We start from the raw sequence: 23,310 nt of genomic DNA, 5'->3' as shown, positions 1-23,310 counted from the left end.
ATCGATCACCCAAACGAGTGAGTCGCTTCCGGAAAGTCACGCACTTCGGCCCCGCGGGACGTAACCCTGCTTGCCATGGGATCGACAGTGCTCAGCCTGCGCATAGACGGTGAGCTGCTCGACCGGCTCAAGCAGCACGCCGCAAAACGCGGAATGAGCGTCCAGGACTATGTGGTCCGGACGCTCATTCGCGACGACTTCGACGAACGTTTCCAGTCGGCCGTCGAGGAGACGGAGAAGTTCTACGGGGCGGAGGGGGCCAGGGCCGAAGAGGTCACCTGAGCCCCCGACCCGGGGATCACGTGAGGCCGAGCGCCGGCATCGCGTAGTAGAAGACGAAGACCGCCGACACCGCGTACATGGCGACGGGCACCTCGCGACCGCGCCCGGCGGCCAGCCGCAGCACGCAGAACGCGATGAAGCCGATGCCGATGCCGTTGGTGATCGAGTACGTGAACGGCATCATGACCATGGCCAGGAAGGCCGGGATCGCGAGCGTGTAGTCGCTCCAGTCGATGTCCCGCACCGAGCCCGCGATGATCAGGAAGCCGACGGCCAGCAGGGCCGGGGTGGCCGCCTGCGAGGGGACCATGGTCGCCAGCGGCGTGAGGAACAGCGACGCCGTGAACAGCAGACCCGTGACGATGCTCGCGAAACCGGTCCGCGCGCCCTCGCCGACACCCGCGGTGGACTCCACGAAGCAGGTCGAGGCGGACGAGGAGGTGCCACCGCCCGCGGCGACCGCGATGCCGTCGACGAACAGCACCTTGTTGATGCCGGGGAAGTTGCCGTTCTCGTCGGTCAGCTTGGCCTCGTCGCCGACGCCGAGGATGGTGCCCATGGCGTCGAAGAAGCAGGACAGCAGCACGGTGAAGACGAACAGGATGCCGGTCAGGACGCCGACCTTGTCGAAGCCGCCGAACAGGCTCGCGTGACCGATCAGCCCGAAGTCCGGGGCGTCGACCGGGTTGCCCGGCCACTTCGGCACGGTCAGGCCCCAGGCCTCGCCCGGCAGGTCCGCGATCGCGTCGATGATCAGCGCGACGACGGTCATGGCGACGATGGAGATCAGGATCGCGCCCGGCACCTTGCGGACGATCAGCGCGAGGGTGAGCAGCGCACCGAGGACGAAAACGAGCACCGGCCAGCCGTTGAGGTGGCCGTCGCTGCCGAGCTGGAGCGGCACGGTGGTGTGCGCGGCGTCCGGGATGCGGGAGACGAAGCCCGAGTCGACCAGTCCGATCAGCAGGATGAACATGCCGATACCGATCGCGATGCCCTTGCGGAGCGAGGTCGGTACGGCGTTCATCACGCGCTCGCGGAGCCCGGTGGCGACCAGGAGCATCACGACGATGCCCGCGAGGACGACCATGCCCATGGCGTCGGGCCAGCTCATCCGGGGGGCGAGCTGGAGGGCGACGACGGTGTTGACGCCGAGGCCGGCGGCGAGCGCGATCGGGACGTTGCCGATGACGCCCATGAGCAGGGTGGAGAACGCGGCGGTCAGCACCGTGGCGGTGACCAGCTGGCCGCCGTCGAGCTGGTGGCCGTACATGTCCTTCGCGCTGCCCAGAATGATCGGGTTGAGCACGATGATGTAGGCCATCGCGAAGAACGTGGCGAAACCGCCGCGGATCTCGCGACCGATCGTCGACCCCCGCTCGGAGATCTTGAAGAAGCGGTCCAGGCCGCCGGCCGACGAGGGCGGCGGGGGCATCTTGGGGTCGACCGGAGCGGTGGCCGAGGGGGACATGGATGACCTCAGTCGTACGTAGAAGGAGGTAAAAAGTGGTCAGCTTTGGACATTCACACGAATAATTCGAGCCAGTCTTAAGCAGATTCAGTATGAATACATAAGGCGAAGATCGCTATCTCCGCGCGTAGACCCTTGGGCCGACTGGGCCGACGGCCTTTATGTACCCGCCGCTTACACTGGCGGCATGGCGAAGTGGACTGCGAAGCACGAGGCACCGGAGCCCCTGGAGGGCCCGGTCGTCGCGACGATCACCGGCGGCACGATCCTCTGGTTCGTCCTCTTCCTGGTCCAGATCCCGTTCTACGGCTGGTTCGACGACCACGGCCATCTGTGGTGGGTGTGGACCTGCCTGGCCGGGGCCGGCCTCGGCCTGATCGGCATCTGGTACGTGCGGGGCCGCGACGCGGCGATCAAGCGGGCCGCCGCGGCCCACGCCTCCGGCGACGGCGCGGACGCCGCCGGCACCTCCTCCTGAGACACGGACGCCCCGGGACCCTCGCCCGAGCAAGGGGCCGCCCGGCCGCCCGGCCGGGACCGCGCGTACAACCACGGGACCATTCCCCTCCTCCCCCGGTCTGATCTTCGGACCCCCTGGCGGGTGAAGCGGACGATCCGCCCGTACCGTCGGAACCATGACTCAGCGGGCACCCGATCCCTCCGGCGACCTGCCGGACGGCACCTCCACCGAACCCTCCGGCACCGGCTCCGCCGAACGGCCGGTGATGATCGACGCCGGATCCGAACTGGACCCGGTCCACCCGGTGGAGCTGCCCGACCCGGCCGCCGTGCGGCGCGGACTCACCGCCGCCGAGGTCGCCGAACGGATCGCCCGCGGCGAGGTCAACGACGTCCCCGTACGGTCCTCCCGGTCCCTGACCGAAATCGTCCGGGCCAATGTCTTCACCCGGTTCAACCTGATCATCGGCGTGCTCTGGCTGATCATGCTGATCGTCGCGCCGATCCAGGACAGCCTCTTCGGCTTCGTGATCATCGCCAACACCGGCATCGGCATCGTGCAGGAGTGGCGGGCCAAGAAGACCCTCGACAGCCTCGCCGTGATCGGGGAGGCCAGACCCACGGTCCGGCGCGACGGCGTGGCCGCCGAGATCTCCACCTCCGAGATCGTCCTCGGGGACGTGATCGAACTCGGACCCGGCGACAAGGTCGTCGTCGACGGCACGGTCGCCGAGGCCGACAACCTGGAGATCGACGAGTCCCTGCTCACCGGCGAGGCCGACCCCGTGCTCAAACGGGCCGGCGACCCCGTCATGTCCGGCAGCTTCGTCGTCGCGGGCGGCGGCGCGTTCGCCGCCACCAAGGTCGGCCGCGAGGCCTACGCCGCCCAGCTCGCCGAGGAGGCCTCCCGCTTCACGCTCGTCCAGTCGGAGCTGCGCAGCGGCATCTCCACCATCCTCAAGTACGTCACCTGGATGATGATCCCGACCGCGATCGGGCTGATCATCAGTCAGCTGGTCGTCAAGGACAACAACATCAAGGACTCCATCGCCCGGACCGTCGGCGGCATCGTCCCGATGATCCCCGAAGGGCTGGTCCTGCTCACCTCCGTCGCCTTCGCGATCGGTGTCGTACGGCTGGGACGCAAGCAGTGCCTGGTCCAGGAACTGCCCGCGATCGAGGGCCTGGCCCGGGTCGACGTCGTCTGCCTCGACAAGACCGGCACCCTCACCGAGGGCGGCATGGACGTCACCGAGGTCCGCCCGCTGAACGGCACCGAGGAGCCCTACCTCCGCCGGGTGCTCGGCGCCCTCGGCTCCTCCGACCCCCGCCCCAACGCCAGCCTCCAGGCCATCGTCGACGCCTACCCGGCGGACCCCGACCGGCCCTGGACCGTCACCGACACCCTCCCGTTCTCCTCCGCCCGCAAATACAGCGGCGCCTCCTTCGACGAGGGCGACGGCCACGCCTCCGCCTGGCTGCTCGGCGCCCCCGACGTCCTGCTCCCCGAGGACGACGCCGCCCTCACCGAGATCGAGCAGCTCAACGAACAGGGGCTGCGCGTGCTGCTGCTGGCCCGGGTCAAGGGCGAGCTGGACGATCCGTCCCCCTCCGACGGGGCCTTGCCCAGCGCCCTGATCGTGCTCGAACAGCGGCTGCGCCCCGACGCCGGCGAGACCCTCGCCTACTTCGCCGACCAGCGCGTCGCCACCAAGGTCATCTCCGGCGACAACGCCGTCTCCGTCGGCGCCGTCGCCGCCAAGCTCGGGCTGCCCGGCGCCGAACACACCCTGGACGCGCGCCGGATGCCCACCGACCCGGACGAGATGGCCACCGCCATGGAGGAGAACGCGGTCTTCGGCCGCGTCACCCCCCAGCAGAAGCGCGACATGGTCGCCGCCCTCCAGTCACGCGGCCACACCGTCGCCATGACCGGCGACGGCGTCAACGACGTCCTCGCCCTCAAGGACGCCGACATCGGCGTCTCCATGGGCTCCGGCTCCGAGGCCACCCGCGCCGTCGCCCAGATCGTCCTCCTCAACAACAGCTTCGCGACGCTCCCCTCCGTCGTCGCCGAGGGCCGCCGCGTCATCGGCAACATCACCCGCGTCGCCACCCTGTTCCTGACGAAGACCGTCTACTCGGTGCTCCTCGCCGTCCTCGTCGTCTGCTTCCAGGTCGAGTACCCGTTCCTGCCCCGCCACCTCACCCTGCTGTCCACCCTCACCATCGGCGTCCCGGCGTTCTTCCTCGCCCTGGCCCCCAACAAGGAACGCGCCCACCCGCACTTCGTCCGCCGCGTCATGCGGTACGCGATCCCCTCCGGCGTCATCGCGGCCGCCGCCACCTTCACGACCTACCTGATCGCCCGCTCCCACTACGCCGGAACCGGCGCCCTGGACGCCGAGACGAGCACCGCCACCCTCACCCTGTTCCTCGTCTCGATGTGGGTCCTCGCGATCATCGCCCGCCCCTACACCTGGTGGCGGATCTGCCTCGTCCTCGCCATGGGCGCCGCCTTCCTCGTCGTCCTCGCCGTCCCCTGGCTCCAGGACTTCTTCGCCCTGAAACTGGTCGGCACCACGATGCCGTGGACCGCCGTCGGCATCGCCGCGATCGCCTCGGTCGCCCTGGAGTACGCCTGGCGCCTGGTGGGGCGCCGCTGGCCCGCGTAGGGCGGCGGCGCCCGCCCCGGGGCTACTTCACGTCGACGAAGTCGCCCGAGGAGACGACGGCCGGGGTCGTGGACGTACCGGCGAAGCTGTAGCGCCAGTAGCCGTCGGCCGACGCCTTGACCGTGGTCTTCAGCGCGCCGGTGCTGCTCGTCCTGACGGTCTTCACGGTGGTGTAGGTCTTGCTGCCCTTCTTGCAGAACTGCAGCCCGACCGACTGACCGCTGTAGCCGTGGTACTTGAAGTCGTCCCAGCTGGCCCGCGCCAGCTTGCCGGTCACCGTGAGCGTCTTCCCCTTCTTCACCGGCTCGGGCGCGGCGTTGACGCCCAGCGTGGCCGCCCGCTGGAACTTGAAGGAGCCCGCCTTGCCCTTCCAGACGTAGTCGCCGTCCTTGGCGTCCACCCAGGCGTCGACGTACCAGGTGCCCGCGTAGTCGTTCGAGTACGGCAGATCGACCTTCGGGTCGACGAGGAAGCTCGCCGTGCAGGTGCTGCCCGAGCAGCGGACACCGCTCGCGTCGAGGAAGCCGAATCCCGGGCCGTGCAGGACGATGTCGGCCTCCTTGATCCCGGAGTCGTCCTTGGCCGTCACGACCACGGTGAACTTCTTGACGAGGCTCGTGCCGACGATCACGTTCTTGCCGCCGTTGACCGTCACCTTGGTGATCGCCGTGTCGCCGTAGTGGCCGTCGGCCTGGGCGGACGGCACCGCCAGCGCCGCCAGGGCGAGAACACCGGCGGAGACGACGGCGGATGTACGCATGCGCATGTGTGATTCCCCGTACGCAGAGGGCCGGTCCGCAAGCGGAACCCACGGGCCGGCCGGTCAGTCGAGTCGGGATGACTCATCCGAACAGACCGCGCTCGAACGTGAAGGGTTGTACAAGGATGTGGAGATTCGGCGAAGAGCTCTGGTGAACTCCCCTAGCAGCACCCGGCCGCCCGCCGCCGGATCAGTCGAACCAGCGGTCGCGGGCCAGTTCCTCCGTACGGGAGGGGTCCTCCAGCAGGGCGGCGACCTCGAAGCGGCGGGGCCACTGGCCGGCGGCCCAGGCGAGTCCGGCGGCGACGCCCTCCAGGGTGGCGGCGTGGACGGTGCCGTCGGGGGTGCGGCGCCAGTCGAGTTCGACGCCGCCCGCGCGGAGTTCGCCGTGCTCCAGATAGGTGTCGGGGGTGGCGGGGCCCAGCAGGACCCGGACGGAGTCCGGGACGCGGTGCTCCTCGCCCTCGGTGGTCACCCCGGCCTCGACGGACTCGCCGAGCCGCCGCACCTGGAGCAGGTCCGCCAGATCCGCCGCGCACGCCGGGGCGACCGGAAGCAGGGGCAGCCCGCCGGTCAGCGGCAGCAGATCGGGGGCGTCCGCGATGACCGCGTCCGCCGCGTCCACGACCCGCACCTCGCCGTCCACCACCGCCCGCAGCTCGTCCGGGAGCGTCACCTGCTCCGGATCGAGCGCGGAGAGCGCGGTGTACAGGGCGTGGAGCTGTACGGGGCCGACCGGGCGGTCCGGATCCGCGAGCCGGCCCAGGAGTTCGGCGGCCCCGCCGGGCTCGTCGAGCAGCGCGGCCACCGAGGTCCGCACCCCGAGGGCGCGCAGCACCTGCGCGTCGTCGAAGCCGGTGGCGTCCACGGAGTCGTACAGACCGGCCAGCAGCGGATCGCCGCCCCGGGCGCGGAGCCCCGCCGGGCGGCGGCCGTCCAGCACCGGGTGGCCGCGCAGCCACCACGCGGCGTACGGGCGCACCGACTCCGTCGTGCCGTCCGGAAGCAGCACGCGGACCGGCTGGGTCAGCGCGTCGCGCAGCGGCGGCCGGGCGAGCAGGGCGAGCGCCTGCGGCCAGGCGTCGTCGTCCACGAGGTCGAGGTCGCGGACGGCGACGATCTCGGTGGCGACCGGCGGGACCGGCGCGTCCGGGAGCCCGTCCAGAACGTCCTCGCACCACACGTCGACGGCGTCGAGCAGCCCGGCGTCGTCCGGTTCCGCGAAGTCACCGTCGCGCGGGTCGAGTTCGTCCGGGTCGAGCACCACATCGGTGGCCCGGACCAGGGCGAACGTGGCGAGGACCCCGCAGGCGGTGAGCGGCTGCTCGCCCCAGCGGGCGGCCAGCTCCTCGTCGCACAGGGCGAGTTCGCCCTCGCGCATCACCGCGGCGAACGGGCTGCCGGGCAGCACCAGTTCCCCGGCGGGCGCCGGTTCGCCGTCCTCGTCGGGGAGGGCGAGGGCGCCCAGCCACGGTTCGTCGCCCGGCTCCAGACCGGCGTCCCTGACCAGGGTCAGCACGGTCTCGGCCAGCTCCTCGCCGTCCAGCGCGTCCTCGTCCCAGATCTCGTCCGCGTCCAGCGAACCGGCGACGGCGGCCCGCACCTGCGGGGTCGTCAGCACGGCGCGCGGCGTGGCGGGCAGGGCGCCGAGCTTCTCCAGCAGCGGATGCGCGGCGTCCGGGTGGGCGACCTTCAGACCGAGCCGGCCCAGCCGCTCCAGCACGGGCCCGGTCAGCGCGTCGGGCAGCGGGAGCAGGATCTGGCGGGGGCCGATCGTCGTCCGCGGCACGGCCGGAACGTCCGGGTCCGGCCGCTCGGACGCCGTCCCGGCCAGCGGCACCGGAAGGCCGGTGAGCCGGTCGGGGTCGACACCGGTCAGGCTGTCGTACAGCCGCCGCCACCAGCCCGGTTCGCGTTCCAGCCCGGCCAGCCGGTCGATCGCCTCAGTCAGCGGCACCCGGGCCACCCCGAGCGTGCGCAGTTCGACGCGGCGCTCCAGTCCGGCCGGAAGGAGACAGGGCAGCACCTCGGCGAGGACGGCGACCGTCTGCGCGCCGACACCCTCCAGGACCTCGGCCTCCAGGGGCCGCAACGCGGCCGTCGTCTCCGCCACGGTGTCCGGGGCGTCCCAGCCGTCCCAGCGGTCCGGTTCGGCGGCCGGATCGCGCGGGGCCGCGGCGGCCAGGAACGCGACGCGCGGCAGCCGCTCCAGCACGGCCGCGCGCAGGGCGCCGTCCAGTTCGCCCTTGCCCAGCGGGCCGGGCACCAGGCCGATCGTGGCGACCGACACCGGCTGCCAGTCGGCGAGCAGTTCGGCGTACGCGTCGGCGGCCCGCTGCACCAGGAAGTCGGTGAGCGGTCCGGGCGCGGGATGGCGCCGGGTGGTGTCCAGCGGCAGCGAGGCGATCAGCAGCGCGGGGACGCCGAGCGGTTCGTCGGTGGGCGTCGGGGCGTGCACCACGGGGGCGGTGCGGGGGTGGACCGGGGCGCCGTCCTCGTCCACCGGGACCGCCCAGGTCACCGTCCAGTGCGGGCGCAGCCGTTCCTCCAGCGGCCGGTCCGCGAGCAGCGCGGGCTCGATCGCGCCGTGCCGGGTGACGGTCCGCCAGCGGTTCGTGCCGTGCGCGGAGTCCTCGACGTGCGTGTACGGGCCGTGCTGCGAGCGCCGCAGGGTCCGTACGGACTCCGGGGTCTCGACGACGATCTCCTCCAGGCCGCCCAGCGTGAGCAGCAGCGCGTCGTCCACGGCGGCCAGCAGCCGCTCCACCAGGTCCTCGGCGGCGGCGTCGCGCAGCGGCAGGATGACCACGGTGTCGTAGCCGTCGGGGGCGGTGCCCTCGGCGGGCAGCGGAAGCCGCAGGAGCGGTACGTGGCCGTCGCGCCGGCGCAGTTCGTCGCCGAGCCCGGGGCTGCCGACGGCCGCCTCCCGGGCGAGGTCCCGGGCCTCGGCGAGCGACCAGCGCACCCCTCCGTGCCGGCCGACGACGGCGGGCTCGTCGCTCACCGCGAGCACCGCGGCGAAGCCCACGCCGAACCGGCCGACGGCGCTCTCGTGGCCCTCTCGCTTGGCGGAGGCGCGCAGCGTCGACAGCGACTCCACCCCGGCGGCGTCCAGCGGGGCCCCGGTGTTCGCGGCGGCGAGGACGGGCGGGGTGCCGTCGGCCGCCGGGTGCAGCGTCAGGCGGAGCCGGCCGGGGACTCCGGCGCGGGCCGCGGCGTCGGCCGCGTTCTGCGCCAGCTCGACGACCAGCCGGTCGCGGTAGCCGCCGAGCGCCAGGTCCTCCTCCGCGTTGGCGTCCTCGCGGAAACGGGCCGGGCCGGCGCCCCAGGCGTCGAGCACACCGCGCCGCAGCCGTGCCGTTCCGAACGGGTCGGCCCCCTCGGTCACCATGATGCCCACGACGTGACTCCCTCGTCCGTTGTCCATGCTCCGGTTGCGCCTACCCAGCGCTGCCCAGTGTGCGCTTCCCGGGGGCCCTGATGGTGCGGGTGCCCTCCGGGGCGCGGGGTGCGCCCGTGTTCGGTGGGTGGGGGCGGGGTCCCTCCGGGGTGACTCCTCAGAAATGGCGTGTTCACCCCGGTACGCGAGGGACCCGGGTCGTACGCCATTTCCTGCGGGGACACCCCTGCACGCCCCCACCCGGCCGGTTGTGCGTCCTCACGCCGGTGAATCACGCTGCCGCAGACGCGCGACGGCCGGGTTCGGGGGCGTGCAGGGGCGTCCCCGCAGAACGACGAACACAGACCGGGACGCCCTTACGAGGTGCCCGCACGTTCGTCGTTCGAGGAGTCGCCCCGGAGGGACCCCGGACCCCACACGACGAACAGAAGGCGCCCCTGCGGGGAACCCGCACCCATCAGCCCGTCCGGCGCTTGAGGACGGAACCCCGAGCCCAGAGCCCCCGCACCGCGTCAGGAGTGCCCGAGATCGCTCTCGGGATCGTCCTCCGCCGGAACGGACCCGGAGTCCCGCTCCGGACGCAGCGGGTACGCGTCCACCCGCATCGTGTCCAGCGCGTGCGGCGCCGGCTTCGGCGGCTTCGGCATCACCGCCGCCTCCGAGTGCCCGCCACAGCCGTAGGCGAGGGACACCACGTGCCCGTCCGCCGGACCGAACTCGTTGGCGCACACCCCGAAGGCCTGCCGCAGCGAACCGGCGAGCGGCACCAGGAACGCGCAGCTCACACAGGACGCCGGAGCGGCCTGTGCCATCGGGGTCTTCGGGCCGAACGCCTCGTCCCAGCGGTCGGCCGCCGTGTGCAGCCCGTACCGGGACAGCACCCGGGCCCGCCGCATGCCCAGTTCCTCCGCGACGGCGGCGATCGAACCGCGGCTCGTCCCGGCCGGGCGCGAGGTCAGCTCGGCGTCCTCCGCGTCGACCCGGTCGGCCATCTCCTCGGAGACGGCGGAGTTCGGCGGCGGCTCGTCCTCGCCGGTGTACCCGGGCTCCAGCCGCAGGTCCTCCGCCTCGGTGGGCAGCAGATCGCCCGGTCCCATGTCGCCCGGCCGCAGCCGCTCGCTCCACGGCACCCACTCCGGCGCCAGCAGGGCGTCACCGCCCGGGAGCAGCACCGTCTCGTCGAGCGTGACGTTCTTCGCCCGGGAGGCGCGGGCGACCGTCACCGCCCAGCGCCAGCCCCGGTAGCCGGGGTCGGTGCACTCGAAGTAGTGCGTGACGACCCGGTCCCCCTCGGAGACCACGGCCACATGCTCGCCCACCACCCCCGGCGCCGCGGCCTCCTCGGCCGAGGCGCGGGCGAGGTCTACCGCCTCCGCGCACAGCCGGTCGGGGACGGGGGTACGGGCCGTACGGCTTCGCGTCGTCGCAGCACTCACAGGTCTCGCTTCTCTCCTACGCCAGTCTCACGAGCGCGCCAGCACATCCATCGATTTCGGCCGTACGGCTGCGGGCGGAGCGGACCTGGGGGCCGCGTCGACGTCCGCATCCGAGGTGCCTGACCCGGGCGCACCTTCCGCGACCCATTCTGCGGGATCGCCGAGAGGCGCGCGGCCGGGAGGAAACCGCCGGTGGCGCGCTACGCACGCTACCCTCTCCGCCGCTCCCCGCCCACCTGCCCGTCCCAAACGACGCCGTATCCGCCCCCCGTGCCCCCTCCGCCACCCCCGCCGCGCCGCCCCGCCGGAACCGTCCGCACCCCCCGCCACCTGCCCGGTCACTGATCCGACGGGGCCATCCGCACCGCGCCCCACCGCGATCCCGGTTCGTGACGGCGGGGACTGGGGCACTATGACCAGGTGGCTTCCGCCAGGTCGCACGACGACTCCGGTCCGCTCCGCAGGGCGGGGCGGGCGGTCGGGCGTGCCCTGAGGGCCCCGTTCACCCGGACCGCGCGCTCCATCCGCAGGGCGACGCACGCGCACGGGGCGGGCGAATCCGGCCTCGGCAAGCTGATCGAACTGCACGCGGTGAACGGCGCGGGCGACGTGATGATCACGGTCGCGCTCGCCTCCACGGTGTTCTTCTCCGTGCCGACGGACCAGGCGCGCGGCCGGGTCGCGCTGTACCTGGCGGTCACCATGGCGCCGTTCATCCTGCTCGCCCCGGTGATCGGTCCGCTCCTGGACCATCTGCCGCACGGCCGGCGGGCGGCCATGGCGGGCTCCATGCTGGCCCGCGCGGTGCTGGCGATCACCATGTCGGGTGCGGTGGCCACCGGCGGCCTGGAGCTGTATCCGGCGGCGCTGGGCGTGCTCGTCTGCTCCAAGGCGTACGGGGTGGTGCGCAGCGCCGTCGTCCCCCGGCTGCTGCCACCCCGCTTCTCGCTGGTGAAGGCGAACTCGCGGGTCACCCTCGCCGGGCTGCTGGCCACCGGGGCGGCCGCGCCGATCGGGGCGGGGCTCCAGACCATCGGGCCGCCGTGGCCGCTGTACGGGGCCTGCGCGATCTTCGTCGGCGGCGCGGCCCTGGCGTTCACGCTGCCGCCCAAGGTGGACTCGGCGAAGGGCGAGCGCCGGGCCCGGCTGGTGCTGCCGCACAGCCTGACGCACCGGCCCGCCCCGGCCCGTACGGCGGAGACCGGCCGGCCGAAGGAGCGGAAGCCCCAGGAGAAGAAGTCCAAGGAGAAGCGGAACGGCGAGAAGCGGCCGGGGCTGCGGACCGTCGGCCCGTCCGTCCTGCACGGCCTCCAGGCCAACGCCGCGCACCGGGCGCTCTCCGGCTTCCTGATCTTCTTCCTGGCGTTCCTGCTGCGCGAGCATCCGCTCTCCGGGCAGAGTGCCGCGATCTCGCTGGGGATCGTCGGGGTGGCGGCCGGGGTCGGGAACGCGCTGGGGACGGCGGTCGGCTCCTGGCTGCGGGCTCGCGGCCCCGAGGTCATCGTCGCCTCGGTGCTGGGCCTGGCGCTGACCGTCGCGGTGCTGGCCGCCGCGTTCTTCAGCACCGCCCTGGTCGCCGCGCTGGCCGCCACGGCCGGGTTCACCCAGGCGCTGTCCAAGCTGTCGCTGGACGCGATGATCCAGCGCGATGTGCCGGAGGAGGTGCGGACCTCCGCCTTCGCCCGGTCGGAGACGCTGCTCCAGATGTCATGGGTGGTGGGCGGGGCGATCGGCATCTCCCTCCCCCTCAACGGCGTACTGGGCATGTCGGTCGCCGCGGGCATCCTCGCGCTGGGCGCGGCGGCGTCCGTACGGGGTCTGCTGGGCGCCGCGCGGCGCGGCTCGCCGCACCCCCGCGTGGCGTGAGCGGGAGCGACCGATAGCCTTCGGCCCATGACCGTTGCGTTCTTCTCCGGTAAGGGCCGTCGAATCGGCGTCGCTCTTGGTGCCGTGTCCGCGGGACTCCTCGTCCTCTCCGCCTGCGACAAGCCGACGCCGCTCGCCACCGTGACGGTCGGCGACAACTCGGTGAGTTCCGAGGCCGCCTGCTACAACGACGGCGACGCCCTGAAGGAGTCGCTGATCCAGGGCTGCCTGAACAAGAAGGCCGAGAAGACCGTCAAGGTCGCGATGGACGACAAGGTCCGCTTCGGCGTCGACCCGGAGATCGCGGACAACGGCTGGACCCTGTTCATCAACGGCCAGCAGGCCGAGCAGGAGCCGTACAAGAAGACCTACCGGTCCATCCCGGGCAGCGCCTTCTTCTCCAGCCAGACCGGCGAGACCACGAGCTCGACGCAGATCAGCATCGTCGAGACCAAGGGCAAGAAGCTCACCGGCATCTGGCACTTCAAGCTCGAAAAGACCGACTGACCCCCTCCTGACCTCGGAGGGTCCCCCGTGCGTGTGCTCGTCGTGACCGCTGTCCCGGTGGAACGGGACGCGGTCACGCGTGCGTTCCGGGGCGGTGCGGAGCCGGCCGTCCACCGGATACCCGGGGCGGAGATCCACCGGGCGGGCCCGTTCGACGTCCTGGCGGGCGAGGCGGGCCCGGCGGCCGCGGCGGCCTCGGCCGCGTTCGCCCTGGCGGCCGGGCGGTACGACCTGGTGGTCTCGGCGGGGATCGGCGGCGGTTTCGCACCGGCCGCGCCCGTCGGCTCCCTCGTGGTGGCCTCCCGGATCGTCGCGGCCGACCTGGGCGCCGAGACGCCGGACGGGTTCCTGCCGGTCACGGAGCTGGGCTTCGGCCGCTCGCACCACCTCCCGCCGCGCTCCCTGGTCCGGGCGGTGGCCGCCGCGAGCGGGGCCGCGACCGGGGAGGTCCTCACCGTCTCCACCGTCACCGGCAGCGCCGAGCGCGCCGCCGGTCTGCTCGCCGCGCACCCGGACGCGCTGGCCGAGGCCATGGAGGGCTTCGGCGTGGCGGAGGCCGCCGCCCGGCTGGACCTGCCCGTGCTGGAGCTGCGGGCCGTCTCGAACGCCGTCGGCCCGCGCGACCGCGACGCCTGGCGCATCGGTGACGCGCTGGCCGCGCTCACCGGGGCGTTCGGCACGCTCACCCCCGTACTGGAAGGCTGGACGCACCATGACCGAACCGATTCCTGACCCGCTGCGGATCGCCTTCTCGCCCTGCCCGAACGACACCTTCGTCTTCGACGCCTGGGCGCACGGCCGGGTCCCGGACGCGCCCGCGCTCGACGTCACCTTCGCGGACATCGACCTCACCAACGGCATGGCCGAGCGCGGCGAGCTGGACGTGCTGAAGGTGTCGTACGCGGTGCTGCCGTACGTCCTCGACGACTACGCGCTGCTGCCGTGCGGCGGGGCGCTGGGCCGGGGCTGCGGTCCGCTGGTCCTGACCCGTGAGCCGGGCACCGATCTGACGGGCCGGACGGTCGCCGTGCCCAGCGAGCGCTCCACGGCGTATCTGCTCTTCCGCCTCTGGGCGGCGGAGGTCGTGCCGGGCGGGGTGGGCGAGATCGTCGTCATGCCGTTCGACGAGATCATGCCGGCGGTACGGGACGGCAAGGTCGACGCCGGTCTCGTCATCCACGAGGCCCGCTTCACATACCAGAACTACGGTCTGCACAATCTGGCCGACATGGGCCGGCACTGGGAGGACACCACCGGCCTGCCGATCCCGCTCGGCGCGATCATCGCCAAGCGCTCGCTGGGCGCGGACACCCTGAAGCGGCTGGCCGAATCCGCGCGCGCCTCGGTGCGCATGGCGTGGGACGACCCGGAGGCCTCCCGGCCCTACGTCCTGGAGCACGCCCAGGAGATGGACCCGGCCGTCGCCGACCAGCACATCGGCCTCTACGTCAACGAGTTCACCGCCGACCTCGGCGAGGACGGCTACGCGGCGGTCCGCGGTCTGCTGACCCGCGCGGCGGCGGAGGGCCTGGTCCCGGCGCTGGGACCGGACGCACTGTCGTTCGGCTGACGGCGTGCGGACGCGGTACGGGCGCCCCCCGGGCCGTCCGTACCGCGTATCACCCCAACGGGTGGCCGGTCAGACGTCGAGCTGGTCCGCCACGGCCCGCAGCAGGCCGGCGATCTTGGTGCCGGCGGCCTTGTCGGGGTAGCGGCCGCGCTCCAGCATCGGCGTGATGTTCTCCAGGACGGTCGTCAGGTCCTGGACGATCGACGCCAGCTCGTCCGGCTTGCGGCGCTGGGCGGCGGCGACGGACGGGGTGGGATCGAGGATCGCCACGGAGAGTGCCTGGTCACCGCGTTGTCCGGCGACGACGCCGAACTCCACGCGCTGACCGGGCTTGAGTGCGTCGACTCCGTCGGGAAGCACGGACGAGTGGACGAAGACATCGCTGCCGTCGTCGCGGGAGAGGAAGCCGAAGCCCTTCTCGCTGTTGAACCACTTGACCTTGCCAGTCGGCAAAGCACGCACCCCATCTCAACCCGTAAATGCCGGAACGAAGCCTCAGCAGGTCAGGCCGTCCTGTGGTCGTGCTTCCCCTGCTGGCAGAAGCCTCCACAGGTGAAGTACCCGCCGTCAAGCCTGGTCATCCGGACTGGTGTCCTGAAAGAACTACCCTGGCGGGATGAGTACTTCTCCCACCGCCGAGCCCTCCCCCACCGGAGCGGGCGACCTCCTCGTCCGGGTCGGCGCGATCGTCTTCTTCGTCGGTGCCGTGGCCACGCTGGTCACGGTCGCCCCGCTGTTCCTGGGGACGGATCCGTTCCCGTCCGTCGCGTACGCCGTGTGCATGCTGATGGGCGTGGGCTTCCTGATCGCCGCGGCGGGCGTGGTCCGCTCGGCGGTGGCGAACAGGACGCGATAACGCGACAGCTAGCCCTCCACGTGGGCGCGCAGCCAGGCGGGGAACTCCGTCAGCGACGGCAGGACCGCGTCCGCGCCGGCCGCGCGCAGTTCGGCCGCGTCGCAGGGGCCCGTCGTCACCGCGACGGAGAGGGCCCGCGCGGTCCGCGCGCCGCGTACGTCGCCGGTGTGGTCACCGACGTAGACCGTCGCACCGTGCTCGCGCAGCGCCTCCGCCTTCGCCTCGGCCCAGAGCCCGCCGACGATCACGTCCGGTTCGATGCCCAGGTGGGTGAGGTGGAGCTTCACGCTCGGCTCGTACTTCGCGCTGACGACCATCGTCCGGCCGCCCAGGGCGCGGACCGCGTCGACGGACTCCCGGGCGCCGGGCATCGCGAGGGAGGCGGCTATCGCGTATGTGGGATAGATCTCGCGGTACCGGTCCACCATGGCGGGCACCTCGGCCGGCGGGAACCAGTTCGCCAGCTCGTCCTGGAGGGGCGGGCCCAGCCGGCCGACCACGAGATCGATGTCGATGGCGGCCCCCGTTTCGGCGGCGAGCTCCCGGTAGACGGCCCCGATACCGGGACGGGAGTCGATGAGCGTCATGTCCAGGTCGAAGCCGACCGTCAGTGCGTGCGAAGCCATGGAACCCATTGTGCCGAGGCGAACGGGGCGGTCCCAGGGGATGTGCCGCCGGAGACCCCCGGACCGGGTGCGCATAGGCTAGCCAAGCCTAACTTTTCACCGTTCGCCGATGAGGTCCGATGTCAGCCGCCGCACCACGCCGTTCCAGACGCGCTCTCGCGACGGCGGCGGCCGTCGTGGCGCTGCTGATAGCCGTCCTGCTCAGCCTGGCCGTGGGGGCGCGTTCCATACCCCCGTCCGAGGTCCTGGACGCCCTGCTGCACGGCGGCCACTCCGACGCCGCCGAGGTCATCCGGAACATGCGGGTGCCCCGCACCCTCATCGGTCTGATGGTCGGCGCCGCGCTGGCCCTCGCCGGGACCGTCCTCCAGGGCATCACCCGCAACCCCATCGCCGACCCCGGCATCCTCGGCATCAGCCAGGGCGCGTCCGTCGGCGTCGTCCTGGCCATCGCGTACGCGGGCGTCCACACGCTCACCGGATACGTCTGGTTCGGCTTCGCGGGCGCCGCGGTCGCCTCCGTCGCGGTGTACGCCATCGCCTCCAGCGGACGCGGCGGCGCCACCCCGGTCAAACTCGCCCTCGGCGGCGCCGCGATCAACGCGCTGCTGGTCTCCGTGACCATGGCCGTCCTGACCACCAAGGCCTCCGCCCTCGACGAGTTCCGCTTCTGGCAGGTCGGCTCCATCGCCGGCCGCGAGGCCGACGTCGCCCAGCAGATCTGGCCCTTCCTGCTCGCCGGAACGGTGCTCGTGCTCAGCGTCGCCCGCGGTCTGGACGCCCTCGCCCTCGGCGAGGACATGGCCAAGGGGCTCGGCCAGAAGGTCGCGACCGTACGGATCGTCGGCGGCGTCGGCGCCACCGTCCTCACCGGGATCGGGGTCGCCGCCGCCGGGCCGATCGCCTTCATCGGCCTGGCCGTCCCGCACATCGCCCGCGCGATCGTCGGCAGCGACCACCGCTGGGTGCTGCCGATGGCCGCCCTGATCGGACCCGTGATGCTGCTCGTCTCCGATGTGATCGGCCGGATCCTGTTCCCGCCGAGCGAGGTCCCCGCCGGGGTCATGACCGCACTGATCGGCGTGCCGTTCCTGGTCACGCTCGTCCGCCGGAAGGCGGTGCCCGCGTGACCGCCCCCGTCGACACCGCCCCCGCGGCCGTACGGCCCGCCGGCTACGGCCTCGTCCGCGTCGGCTCCCGCGGACGGTTCCTGCTGCACCGCAGGGCCACCGTCGTCGCCGTCTCGCTCCTCGTCGTCCTCGCCGCCGTCTGCGTCGCCTACCTCTGCGTCGGCGAGAGCTTCGTCGCCCCCTCCGAGGTCGTGAACGTCGTCCTCGGCCGCCCCTCCCCCGACGAACTCGTCGTCGGCACGCTGCGGCTGCCCCGGATGACCGTCGGCCTCCTCGTCGGACTCGCCTTCGGCATCGCCGGAGCGCTCATCCAGACCGTCGCCCGCAACCCGCTCGCCAGCCCCGACATCATCGGCATCAGCCAGGGCGCGGGCGCGCTCACCGTCGGCGCGATGACCTTCGGCATCACCTCGTACACCGTGCTGCCGTACCTCTCGGTGATCGGCGGGGTCGCCGCCGCCGCCCTCGTCTACGCCTTCGCCTGGCGCGGCGGACTGCACGCCACCCGCTTCGTCCTCATCGGCATCGGCTTCGCCATCGCCCTGCGCTCGGTGACCACGCTCTTCCTCACCAAGGGCGACTACCTCGTCGCCCAGCAGGCCCAGATCTGGATGACCGGCTCGCTCAACGGGCGCGGCTACCCCGAGGCCGCGCCGATCGGCTGGACGCTGCTCGTCCTGCTGCCCGCCGTCCTGTGGGCGGCGCGCGCCCAGCGCACCGTCTCCATGGACGACGACACGGCGACCGCGCTGGGCGTCCGGCTCGGGCGGGTACGGCTCGGGCTCGTCGCCCTCGGCGTGATCCTCGCGTCCGTGGCCACGGGCACGGCCGGGCCCGTCGACTTCGTCGCCCTGCTGGCCCCGCAGATCGCCCGCCGCATGACCCGGACCGCGCAGATCCCGCTGTTCTGCTCGGCCCTCCTGGGCGCGGTGATCGTCGTCCTCGCGGACCTGCTGGCCCGCAAGCTGTTCTCCCCCACCGAACTGCCGGTGGGCGTCCTGACGGCGGCGGTCGGCGCCCCGTACCTGATCTGGCTGATCATCCGCGGTCACGGTGGCCGCAGGGGAGGCAAGGCATGACCACGACCGAGAAGACGGACGCCGTGACCAGCCGGCTGGGCGCGCGGGCGCTGACCCTCGCGTACGAGGACCGCACCGTCGTCCACGAACTCGACCTCACCGTCCCCGACGGCCGGGTCACCGTCATCGTCGGGCCGAACGCCTGCGGCAAGTCCACCACCCTGCGCGCGCTCGGCCGACTCCTCAAGCCGCGCGGCGGCGCCGTCCTCCTCGACGGCACCGAACTCTCCAGGATCCCCACCCGGAAGATCGCCCAGTCCATCGGGCTGCTCCCGCAGACCCCGGTGGCCCCCGAGGCCATCACCGTCTCCGACCTCGTGGCGCGCGGCCGCCAGCCCCACCAGCACTGGTGGCAGCAGTGGTCCCAGGAGGACGAGCGGGCCGTGACCGAGGCCATGGAGCGCACCGACATCACCGGGCTCGGTTCCCGTTCCGTCGACGAACTCTCCGGCGGGCAGCGCCAGCGCGTCTGGATCGCCATGGCCCTCGCCCAGGACACCGATCTGCTGCTCCTCGACGAGCCGACCACCTATCTCGACATCGCCCACCAGGTGGAGGTCCTCGACCTGGTCCGCCGGCTCGCCGCACCCGCCGCCGACGGCACCCGCGGCCGGACCGTCGTCACCGTCCTCCACGACCTCAACCAGGCCGCCCGCTACGCCGACCACCTGGTCGCCATGAAGTCCGGCCGCATCGTCGCCGAGGGCGCCCCCGGCGACATCGTCACCGCCGACCTGGTCCGCGAGGTCTTCGGCCTGGACGCGGTCATCGTCCCGGACCCGGTGACGGGCTCCCCGCTGGTCGTCCCGGGACCGCCCTGGCGGCCGTAGCGGGCGCCCCGGCGGGCGGCTTCCCCTGCGGGCGTCGTCCCTAGTCGGCGTCCCGGCGGCGGTAGCCCCGGCCCACCGGGTTGCGGCCCAGGTGGACGGCGGTGTGGACGGTCACCGCCAGTTCGCGGGCGTCCACGGTGAACGTGTCGATCTTGATGAGCCCGCCGTCGCGCAGCTTGATCTGACAGCCGAAGCCCATCCCGCGCGCCTCGGCCAGGGGCCGGCCGTCGTCGCCGTGGGCGCCGACCGAGGCGATGTCCTCCCACGGGATCAGCTTCGCCCTGCCCGCGACCCGGTGGGTCATACCCCGCTCGTGGATGTCGAAGGACTGCTCCCGCGTACGGAAGCCCTGGACCAGCCGCCAGATCCCCAGACCGCACCCCGCCAGGCCGACCCCGAGGAGCAGCCCCGCCAGCTCCGGGGCGCCGTCGGTCGAACCGATGGTCGCCGTGGTCACCGGTATCCCGAACGCCAGGCCCACCGCCCCCACGCCGATCGACACCCAGGCCTGCACCAGCCGTCTGCCGCCGTCCGTCCGGTGCTCACGGACGAAACCGCCCAGTTGCCGGGCCGCGTCGGTGCGTCGCATGGCATCTCCCCCAGAATCGTGGACACGCCAAGTCTGCCCGTCGGGGGCGGGCTCCGTCCCCGGTTCGCGGGAGCTCACACGGTCTGGTCGTCCGCCAGCTCCGCGACGCCCGTGATGCGGTGCAGGGGGTACGTGCGGACCTCGTCCGCCGTGTGGTCGTACGCCGTCACGAAGCCGCCCTCCACCCGCACCGGGGCGATCACCCGCTGGCTCGCGGCGCCGTCCGCGTTGACGTAGCCGATCCAGAGGGCGGAGCCCGTCATCGCGGCCGCCTGGACGGTGGCCAGAGTCTCGGCGGAGGTCGTACGGGGAAGGGTGCCGGCCGGGGTGGCCGGGCCGGTTTCCTTGTGGACGACCGTGGCGGCCGTGTCCCCGGCCCGGATCGCCCGGACCGCCGCACCGAGGAGCGTGGCGTCCGGGACGGGCGGGCCCTCGGGGACCGGGGCCGGGGCGGTGCGCGGCGGGGTGCGGCGGGCGCCCGCGCGGGTGATCAGCACGCTGCCGTCGGCGGACTCCGCCGCCGGGGCGTAGCCCATCTCGCGCAGGCCGTCGAGCAGCGACGCCGGGTCCACCTGCGCGGCCAGGACCGTCGGGGCGAGGCGGCGCAGCCGCAGTCCGGCCGCGCGCTTGTCGGCCAGGATCTCGTTGAGGACCGCCTCGTCGTCGCAGCGCACGTACGAGGAGGCCGCCCCGATCCGCAGATGGCCGTGGCGGCGGGCGACGTCGTCGATCAGATAGCTCAGCGGCTGCGGCACCGGGGTGCGGGCGTGCGCGGCCAGGAAGGCGTGCAGATCGGCGGCGGACTGCCCCGCGTCCAGGGCACGGCGCACCGAGCCCGGTGTGAAGCGGTAGACCGTCGCACCGCCCTTGGACTCGATGTCCGCCAGCACCGCCAGGGCCTCCGCCAGCGGGCGCACCAGCGGCCCCGGGGCGACGGCCGTCAGGTCCGCCTGGAGCAGGATGTGGTCGAGCGGCTCGGGCAGCAGCGGGGCGAGCCGGGCCGCCGCCGCGTCCGGACCCTCGGCGAGCAGCGCGCGGGCCGGCGCGGCGAGCGCGCCCCGGCCCGTGATGCCCAGCAGTTCCGACTCGTTGAGCGTCCACAGGGCCAGCCGGGACCGCAGGTCCGCGCTGTCCTGGGCGGTGGCCCCTCGCAGCGGGCGCTCCCAGCGGAGCCGGGCCAGCACGGTCTCCGGATCCGGTGCGGTGCCGGCCGGCAGGTCGCCCAGCAGCGTCAGCACCCGCAGCCGGACCTCGGGCGCTGCGGACCGGTCCAGCTCCGGGCCCAGCGCCGACAGCGCACGGCCCTTGGCGTCCTGCCCGCCGACCAGCCCCGCGGTGCGGGTCGCCGCCAGCCAGGCCGCCGCGAGCACCGCCCAGCGGTCCTCGGCGGGCCCCTCGGCCCAGTCGTCGTACGCCGGCGTCGGCGCGTACCGCTCGTCCGCCTCGCCGTCCGAGGCCAGCAGCCCGGCCGCGTACGCCAGCTCCACCCAGAACGCGGCGACCGGCTCCGAGACGTCCAGCGCGACGGCCGTCCGCTTCAGCTCCCGGACGCTCAGCCCGCCGGCCCGCAGCACGGCGGGCCCGCCGCCGTTCCAGCCCTTCAGCAGCTCCTCGACCGTGGACACCGCGAGAAACGCCTGCCCGGCCGCCGCGCCGTCCACAGCCTGTGGATCCCGTTGGGCCACGGCCGCCACCACCGGCGGCTCCGGCTCCGGCGTCCGGTGCGCCCGCCCGGCCCGCAGATGCAGCGCCGCCTCGCGCGGCAGCACCACCGTCCGCGTCGACACCGGCAGCAGCAGCCCCCGGTCCCGCAGCCAGGTCACCGGCGCGGTCGGATTCGGCGTCACCTCGCCGTACGGCGGCCCCCACACCAGCCGGTCCAGCACCGCCAGCGCCTCCACCGGCGCCGTGTCCAGCAGCTCCCCCATCCGCGCCCGGTCCGTGAACAGACCCGCCAGCGCGCCCACCGCCGACACCGGATCATGCGTCGCGGGCAGCCCCGCCGCCGCCAGGATCTCCTGGAGCCGGCCCGGCGACATGCCCGCCGTCGCCTCCGCGACCGTCGGCCCGAGACCGGTGGGCGACGGATGCTGCGGCGAGGGCGCCAGCAACTCCCGGGCCGTCCGCACCAGCCGCAGCCGGTCGTCCTCCCCCCACACCAGCGCCTGCTCCCGCAACGCCGCCACGGCCCCCGGCAGCGCCTTGACGATCGCCGCGCCCGCGTCGCCCCGGTGCTCCCCGTCGTCCCGCCCGTCGCCCGTCATCAGCCCGAGCAGCGTGTCGTACGGGGCCGGGTCCGGGGCCACCGCCAGGGCCTCCGCCGTCTGCAGCGCGAACCGGTCCAGGCGCTCCAGCGCCCGCACGACCGACGCACGGGTGCCCGCGCGCGTCGCGAGCTGCGTGATGTCGCCCGGCACGGGGCTGAGGAGATCGGGACGGGCGCGCAGCAGCCCGGCCAGTGACTCGTCGTCCCGGGCGCGGAGCGCCTCGGCGAGCGTCCGCGGTGGTGTGGTCGTCCCCATCCGTCCCACGGTAGTCGCTCCGGACAGGCCCGAGGGCGCTACCGTCGGTGCAGGCGCGGGCAGAGGGGAACGATCGCGTGGGGATCGAGAGCGACCAGCTGGTCTACGACTACCTGAGCCGGGTCGGCGACCTGGCCCAGCAGCAACAGCTTTCCTCCGGCACCCGGATGAGGCTCGTCTCGGCCCTCCGGGGCGAGATCGACCGGCAGCGGGTGAAGCAGTCCGCGGACTCGCCGGCCGCGGTGCGCCGCATCATCGGACGCCTCGGCAGCCCCGACGAACTCGTCGCCGCGGCGGCCGCGTCGCCCGACGGCGCACCGTCCCTGCCGGGCGCGCCGCCGGACGAGGCGCCCGCCCCCGCCGGCCGCGCGGACGGCATCCCCGCCCCCCGGCGCGCCGAACCCGGCGCCTCCGCACCGCACCGGGCCGGCACCGACGAGCTCGGGTCCTCCGAGGAGGGCCCGGAGTGGTGGAGCGTCGCACCCGGGCGCTTCGGCGACTTCGGCGAGTTCGGCTCCCGGTCCGACGTCCCCGGGTTCACCGGCGGCGTCGAGATCCCCGAAGTCCTGAAGCCGCCCCGGCCCGACGAGCCCGACGAGGAGCCGGACGGCTCCCCGGACGCGGACGAACCCGCCGCCGAGGACGCCCCCGAGGAACCCGACGCCCCCGCCGTACGGCGCCGCCGCCGTCTCCCCCGGCTCCGGCGCCGCCGCCCCCAGGAGGACGCCCCCGGCCGCGGCTTCGCCCACCCCGTCCTCCTCCTCGCCGCCCTCCTCCTCGCCGCCGGCGCCGTCCTCCAGGGCATCCAGGGCCTCGTGGCCCTCGCGGCCGGCTGGGGCCTCGCCTACATCACCCGCACCCTCTCCAAGTCCCAGTCCAACTGGGCGGTCATGGGCCTCCCCGGCGTGGTCGCCGCCGCCGCGCTCGTCTGGCTGTGGGGCCGCCTCAACCGCCACTGGGGCGCCCCCATCGCCGAGGGCGCCATGGGCCCGGCGCTCGGCGACACCGCCCCCTGGGCCCTCCGCGCCGCGGCCCTGGCCTCCGCCGCGTACCTCCTGATGCGGTCGCGGGGGCCGCGCGGGTCCTGAGCGTGCGGGTGCCCTTCGGGGGTGCGGGGTGCGCCGTTGTCCGGTGGGTGGGGGCGGGGTCCCTCCGGGGTGACTCCTCAGAAATGGCGTGTTCACCCCGGTACGCGAGGGACCCGGGTCGTACGCCATTTCCTGCGGGGACACCCCTGCACGCCCCCACCCGG

General features: G+C 73.5%; 20 protein-coding genes. 12 read left to right on the top strand and 8 right to left on the bottom strand.

What is annotated here, in order from left to right:
- The first annotated feature begins 75 nt into the window (after positions 1-75).
- A complete protein-coding gene (locus ACFVDM_RS22060; RefSeq protein WP_383642518.1) occupies positions 76-282 on the top strand; it encodes a ribbon-helix-helix protein, CopG family in 207 nt (68 codons plus the stop codon).
- A gap of 16 nt (positions 283-298) precedes the next feature.
- Here the strand turns inward: ACFVDM_RS22060 and ACFVDM_RS22055 are convergent, their stop codons facing one another.
- Positions 299-1,753 (bottom strand): NCS2 family permease, encoded by a 1,455-nt coding sequence (locus ACFVDM_RS22055; RefSeq protein ID WP_383642515.1) that lies wholly within the window; start codon positions 1,751-1,753, stop codon positions 299-301.
- 187 nt (positions 1,754-1,940) lie between these two features.
- On the opposite strand from ACFVDM_RS22055, the gene ACFVDM_RS22050 reads away from it, so the two are divergent.
- Both ACFVDM_RS22050 and ACFVDM_RS22045 read left to right on the top strand, forming a co-directional pair.
- The gene (locus tag ACFVDM_RS22050; protein ID WP_383642513.1) at positions 1,941-2,231 is read left to right on the top strand and encodes a DUF2530 domain-containing protein; all 291 of its coding nucleotides are present in this window, start codon (positions 1,941-1,943) and stop codon (positions 2,229-2,231) included.
- 157 nt (positions 2,232-2,388) lie between these two features.
- Positions 2,389-4,887: a cation-translocating P-type ATPase gene (locus ACFVDM_RS22045; protein WP_383642510.1), complete on the top strand. Its 2,499-nt coding sequence runs from the start codon at positions 2,389-2,391 to the stop codon at positions 4,885-4,887.
- A gap of 22 nt (positions 4,888-4,909) precedes the next feature.
- Here ACFVDM_RS22045 and ACFVDM_RS22040 read toward each other — a convergent pair whose 3' ends face one another.
- The 3 genes from ACFVDM_RS22040 to ACFVDM_RS22030 form a co-directional block, all read right to left on the bottom strand.
- The gene (locus ACFVDM_RS22040) at positions 4,910-5,653 is read right to left on the bottom strand and encodes a calcium-binding protein (protein ID WP_383642507.1); all 744 of its coding nucleotides are present in this window, start codon (positions 5,651-5,653) and stop codon (positions 4,910-4,912) included.
- Between the two features lie 184 nt (positions 5,654-5,837).
- Positions 5,838-9,038 (bottom strand): sacsin N-terminal ATP-binding-like domain-containing protein, encoded by a 3,201-nt coding sequence (locus ACFVDM_RS22035; protein WP_383643216.1) that lies wholly within the window; start codon positions 9,036-9,038, stop codon positions 5,838-5,840.
- 521 nt (positions 9,039-9,559) lie between these two features.
- Complete coding sequence (locus tag ACFVDM_RS22030; RefSeq protein ID WP_383642504.1) at positions 9,560-10,483, bottom strand: DUF3027 domain-containing protein; 924 nt, start codon at positions 10,481-10,483, stop codon at positions 9,560-9,562.
- Positions 10,484-10,903: 420 nt separating this feature from the next.
- Here ACFVDM_RS22030 and ACFVDM_RS22025 point away from each other — a divergent pair, with 420 nt between their 5' ends.
- From ACFVDM_RS22025 to ACFVDM_RS22010, 4 genes are read left to right on the top strand one after another with little or no spacing between them, the layout of a single operon-like run.
- Entirely contained in the window at positions 10,904-12,349 is a 1,446-nt protein-coding gene (locus ACFVDM_RS22025; protein WP_383642501.1) for an MFS transporter, read from the top strand.
- A gap of 27 nt (positions 12,350-12,376) precedes the next feature.
- Positions 12,377-12,856 (top strand): DUF2771 domain-containing protein, encoded by a 480-nt coding sequence (locus tag ACFVDM_RS22020; RefSeq protein WP_383642498.1) that lies wholly within the window; start codon positions 12,377-12,379, stop codon positions 12,854-12,856.
- A 27-nt stretch (positions 12,857-12,883) separates the two neighbouring features.
- Entirely contained in the window at positions 12,884-13,588 is a 705-nt protein-coding gene (locus ACFVDM_RS22015; protein ID WP_383642495.1) for a futalosine hydrolase, read from the top strand.
- Positions 13,569-14,426 carry a 1,4-dihydroxy-6-naphthoate synthase gene (locus ACFVDM_RS22010; protein ID WP_383642492.1) on the top strand — a complete coding sequence of 286 codons (858 nt, stop codon included), beginning with the start codon at positions 13,569-13,571 and terminating at the stop codon, positions 14,424-14,426. Before ACFVDM_RS22015 ends, ACFVDM_RS22010 begins: the two co-directional genes overlap by 20 nt.
- A gap of 69 nt (positions 14,427-14,495) precedes the next feature.
- Here the strand turns inward: ACFVDM_RS22010 and ACFVDM_RS22005 are convergent, their stop codons facing one another.
- On the bottom strand, positions 14,496-14,879 hold the full coding sequence (locus ACFVDM_RS22005) for a cold-shock protein (protein WP_383642489.1): 384 nt from the start codon (positions 14,877-14,879) through the stop codon (positions 14,496-14,498).
- Between the two features lie 163 nt (positions 14,880-15,042).
- Between ACFVDM_RS22005 and ACFVDM_RS22000 the strand changes: the two genes are divergently transcribed.
- Positions 15,043-15,282 (top strand): hypothetical protein, encoded by a 240-nt coding sequence (locus tag ACFVDM_RS22000; protein ID WP_383642486.1) that lies wholly within the window; start codon positions 15,043-15,045, stop codon positions 15,280-15,282.
- An 8-nt stretch (positions 15,283-15,290) separates the two neighbouring features.
- Here ACFVDM_RS22000 and ACFVDM_RS21995 read toward each other — a convergent pair whose 3' ends face one another.
- Positions 15,291-15,908: an HAD family hydrolase gene (locus ACFVDM_RS21995; protein WP_383642483.1), complete on the bottom strand. Its 618-nt coding sequence runs from the start codon at positions 15,906-15,908 to the stop codon at positions 15,291-15,293.
- A 119-nt stretch (positions 15,909-16,027) separates the two neighbouring features.
- Between ACFVDM_RS21995 and ACFVDM_RS21990 the strand changes: the two genes are divergently transcribed.
- The 3 genes from ACFVDM_RS21990 to ACFVDM_RS21980 are packed head-to-tail and all read left to right on the top strand — an operon-like array spanning position 16,028 to position 18,947.
- Positions 16,028-17,038: a FecCD family ABC transporter permease gene (locus ACFVDM_RS21990; RefSeq protein ID WP_383642480.1), complete on the top strand. Its 1,011-nt coding sequence runs from the start codon at positions 16,028-16,030 to the stop codon at positions 17,036-17,038.
- Positions 17,035-18,117: a FecCD family ABC transporter permease gene (locus ACFVDM_RS21985; RefSeq protein ID WP_383642478.1), complete on the top strand. Its 1,083-nt coding sequence runs from the start codon at positions 17,035-17,037 to the stop codon at positions 18,115-18,117. The genes ACFVDM_RS21990 and ACFVDM_RS21985 overlap by 4 nt, the downstream gene beginning before the upstream one ends.
- A complete protein-coding gene (locus tag ACFVDM_RS21980) occupies positions 18,114-18,947 on the top strand; it encodes an ABC transporter ATP-binding protein (protein ID WP_383642475.1) in 834 nt (277 codons plus the stop codon). The genes ACFVDM_RS21985 and ACFVDM_RS21980 overlap by 4 nt, the downstream gene beginning before the upstream one ends.
- A 40-nt stretch (positions 18,948-18,987) precedes the next feature.
- Here the strand turns inward: ACFVDM_RS21980 and ACFVDM_RS21975 are convergent, their stop codons facing one another.
- Positions 18,988-19,536, bottom strand: coding sequence for a hypothetical protein (locus ACFVDM_RS21975; RefSeq protein WP_383642472.1), 549 nt, complete (start codon positions 19,534-19,536; stop codon positions 18,988-18,990).
- Between the two features lie 74 nt (positions 19,537-19,610).
- Entirely contained in the window at positions 19,611-22,058 is a 2,448-nt protein-coding gene (locus ACFVDM_RS21970; RefSeq protein WP_383642469.1) for a helicase C-terminal domain-containing protein, read from the bottom strand.
- 77 nt (positions 22,059-22,135) lie between these two features.
- Between ACFVDM_RS21970 and ACFVDM_RS21965 the strand changes: the two genes are divergently transcribed.
- Positions 22,136-23,146, top strand: coding sequence for a hypothetical protein (locus tag ACFVDM_RS21965; RefSeq protein ID WP_383642466.1), 1,011 nt, complete (start codon positions 22,136-22,138; stop codon positions 23,144-23,146).
- Positions 23,147-23,310 lie beyond the last annotated feature (164 nt).

Source organism: Streptomyces sp. NPDC057682, from assembly GCF_042799575.1.
Taxonomy (GTDB): Bacteria; Actinomycetota; Actinomycetes; order Streptomycetales; family Streptomycetaceae; genus Streptomyces.
The sequence above is the reverse complement of the archived record's forward strand: the minus strand, read 5'-3'. Positions and strand labels throughout refer to the sequence as shown.

What these genes read in the sequence shown, in the direction of transcription:
- ACFVDM_RS22060 (WP_383642518.1), top strand. Translation starts at nt 76, where the DNA reads ATGGGATCGACAGTGCTCAGCCTGCGCATAGACGGTGAGCTGCTCGAC.
- ACFVDM_RS22055 (WP_383642515.1), bottom strand. Translation starts at nt 1,753, where the DNA reads ATGTCCCCCTCGGCCACCGCTCCGGTCGACCCCAAGATGCCCCCGCCG.
- ACFVDM_RS22050 (WP_383642513.1), top strand. Translation starts at nt 1,941, where the DNA reads ATGGCGAAGTGGACTGCGAAGCACGAGGCACCGGAGCCCCTGGAGGGC.
- ACFVDM_RS22045 (WP_383642510.1), top strand. Translation starts at nt 2,389, where the DNA reads ATGACTCAGCGGGCACCCGATCCCTCCGGCGACCTGCCGGACGGCACC.
- ACFVDM_RS22040 (WP_383642507.1), bottom strand. Translation starts at nt 5,653, where the DNA reads ATGCGCATGCGTACATCCGCCGTCGTCTCCGCCGGTGTTCTCGCCCTG.
- ACFVDM_RS22035 (WP_383643216.1), bottom strand. Translation starts at nt 9,038, where the DNA reads ATGGTGACCGAGGGGGCCGACCCGTTCGGAACGGCACGGCTGCGGCGC.
- ACFVDM_RS22020 (WP_383642498.1), top strand. Translation starts at nt 12,377, where the DNA reads ATGACCGTTGCGTTCTTCTCCGGTAAGGGCCGTCGAATCGGCGTCGCT.
- ACFVDM_RS22010 (WP_383642492.1), top strand. Translation starts at nt 13,569, where the DNA reads ATGACCGAACCGATTCCTGACCCGCTGCGGATCGCCTTCTCGCCCTGC.
- ACFVDM_RS22000 (WP_383642486.1), top strand. Translation starts at nt 15,043, where the DNA reads ATGAGTACTTCTCCCACCGCCGAGCCCTCCCCCACCGGAGCGGGCGAC.
- ACFVDM_RS21995 (WP_383642483.1), bottom strand. Translation starts at nt 15,908, where the DNA reads ATGGCTTCGCACGCACTGACGGTCGGCTTCGACCTGGACATGACGCTC.
- ACFVDM_RS21990 (WP_383642480.1), top strand. Translation starts at nt 16,028, where the DNA reads ATGTCAGCCGCCGCACCACGCCGTTCCAGACGCGCTCTCGCGACGGCG.
- ACFVDM_RS21980 (WP_383642475.1), top strand. Translation starts at nt 18,114, where the DNA reads ATGACCACGACCGAGAAGACGGACGCCGTGACCAGCCGGCTGGGCGCG.
- ACFVDM_RS21975 (WP_383642472.1), bottom strand. Translation starts at nt 19,536, where the DNA reads ATGCGACGCACCGACGCGGCCCGGCAACTGGGCGGTTTCGTCCGTGAG.
- ACFVDM_RS21970 (WP_383642469.1), bottom strand. Translation starts at nt 22,058, where the DNA reads ATGGGGACGACCACACCACCGCGGACGCTCGCCGAGGCGCTCCGCGCC.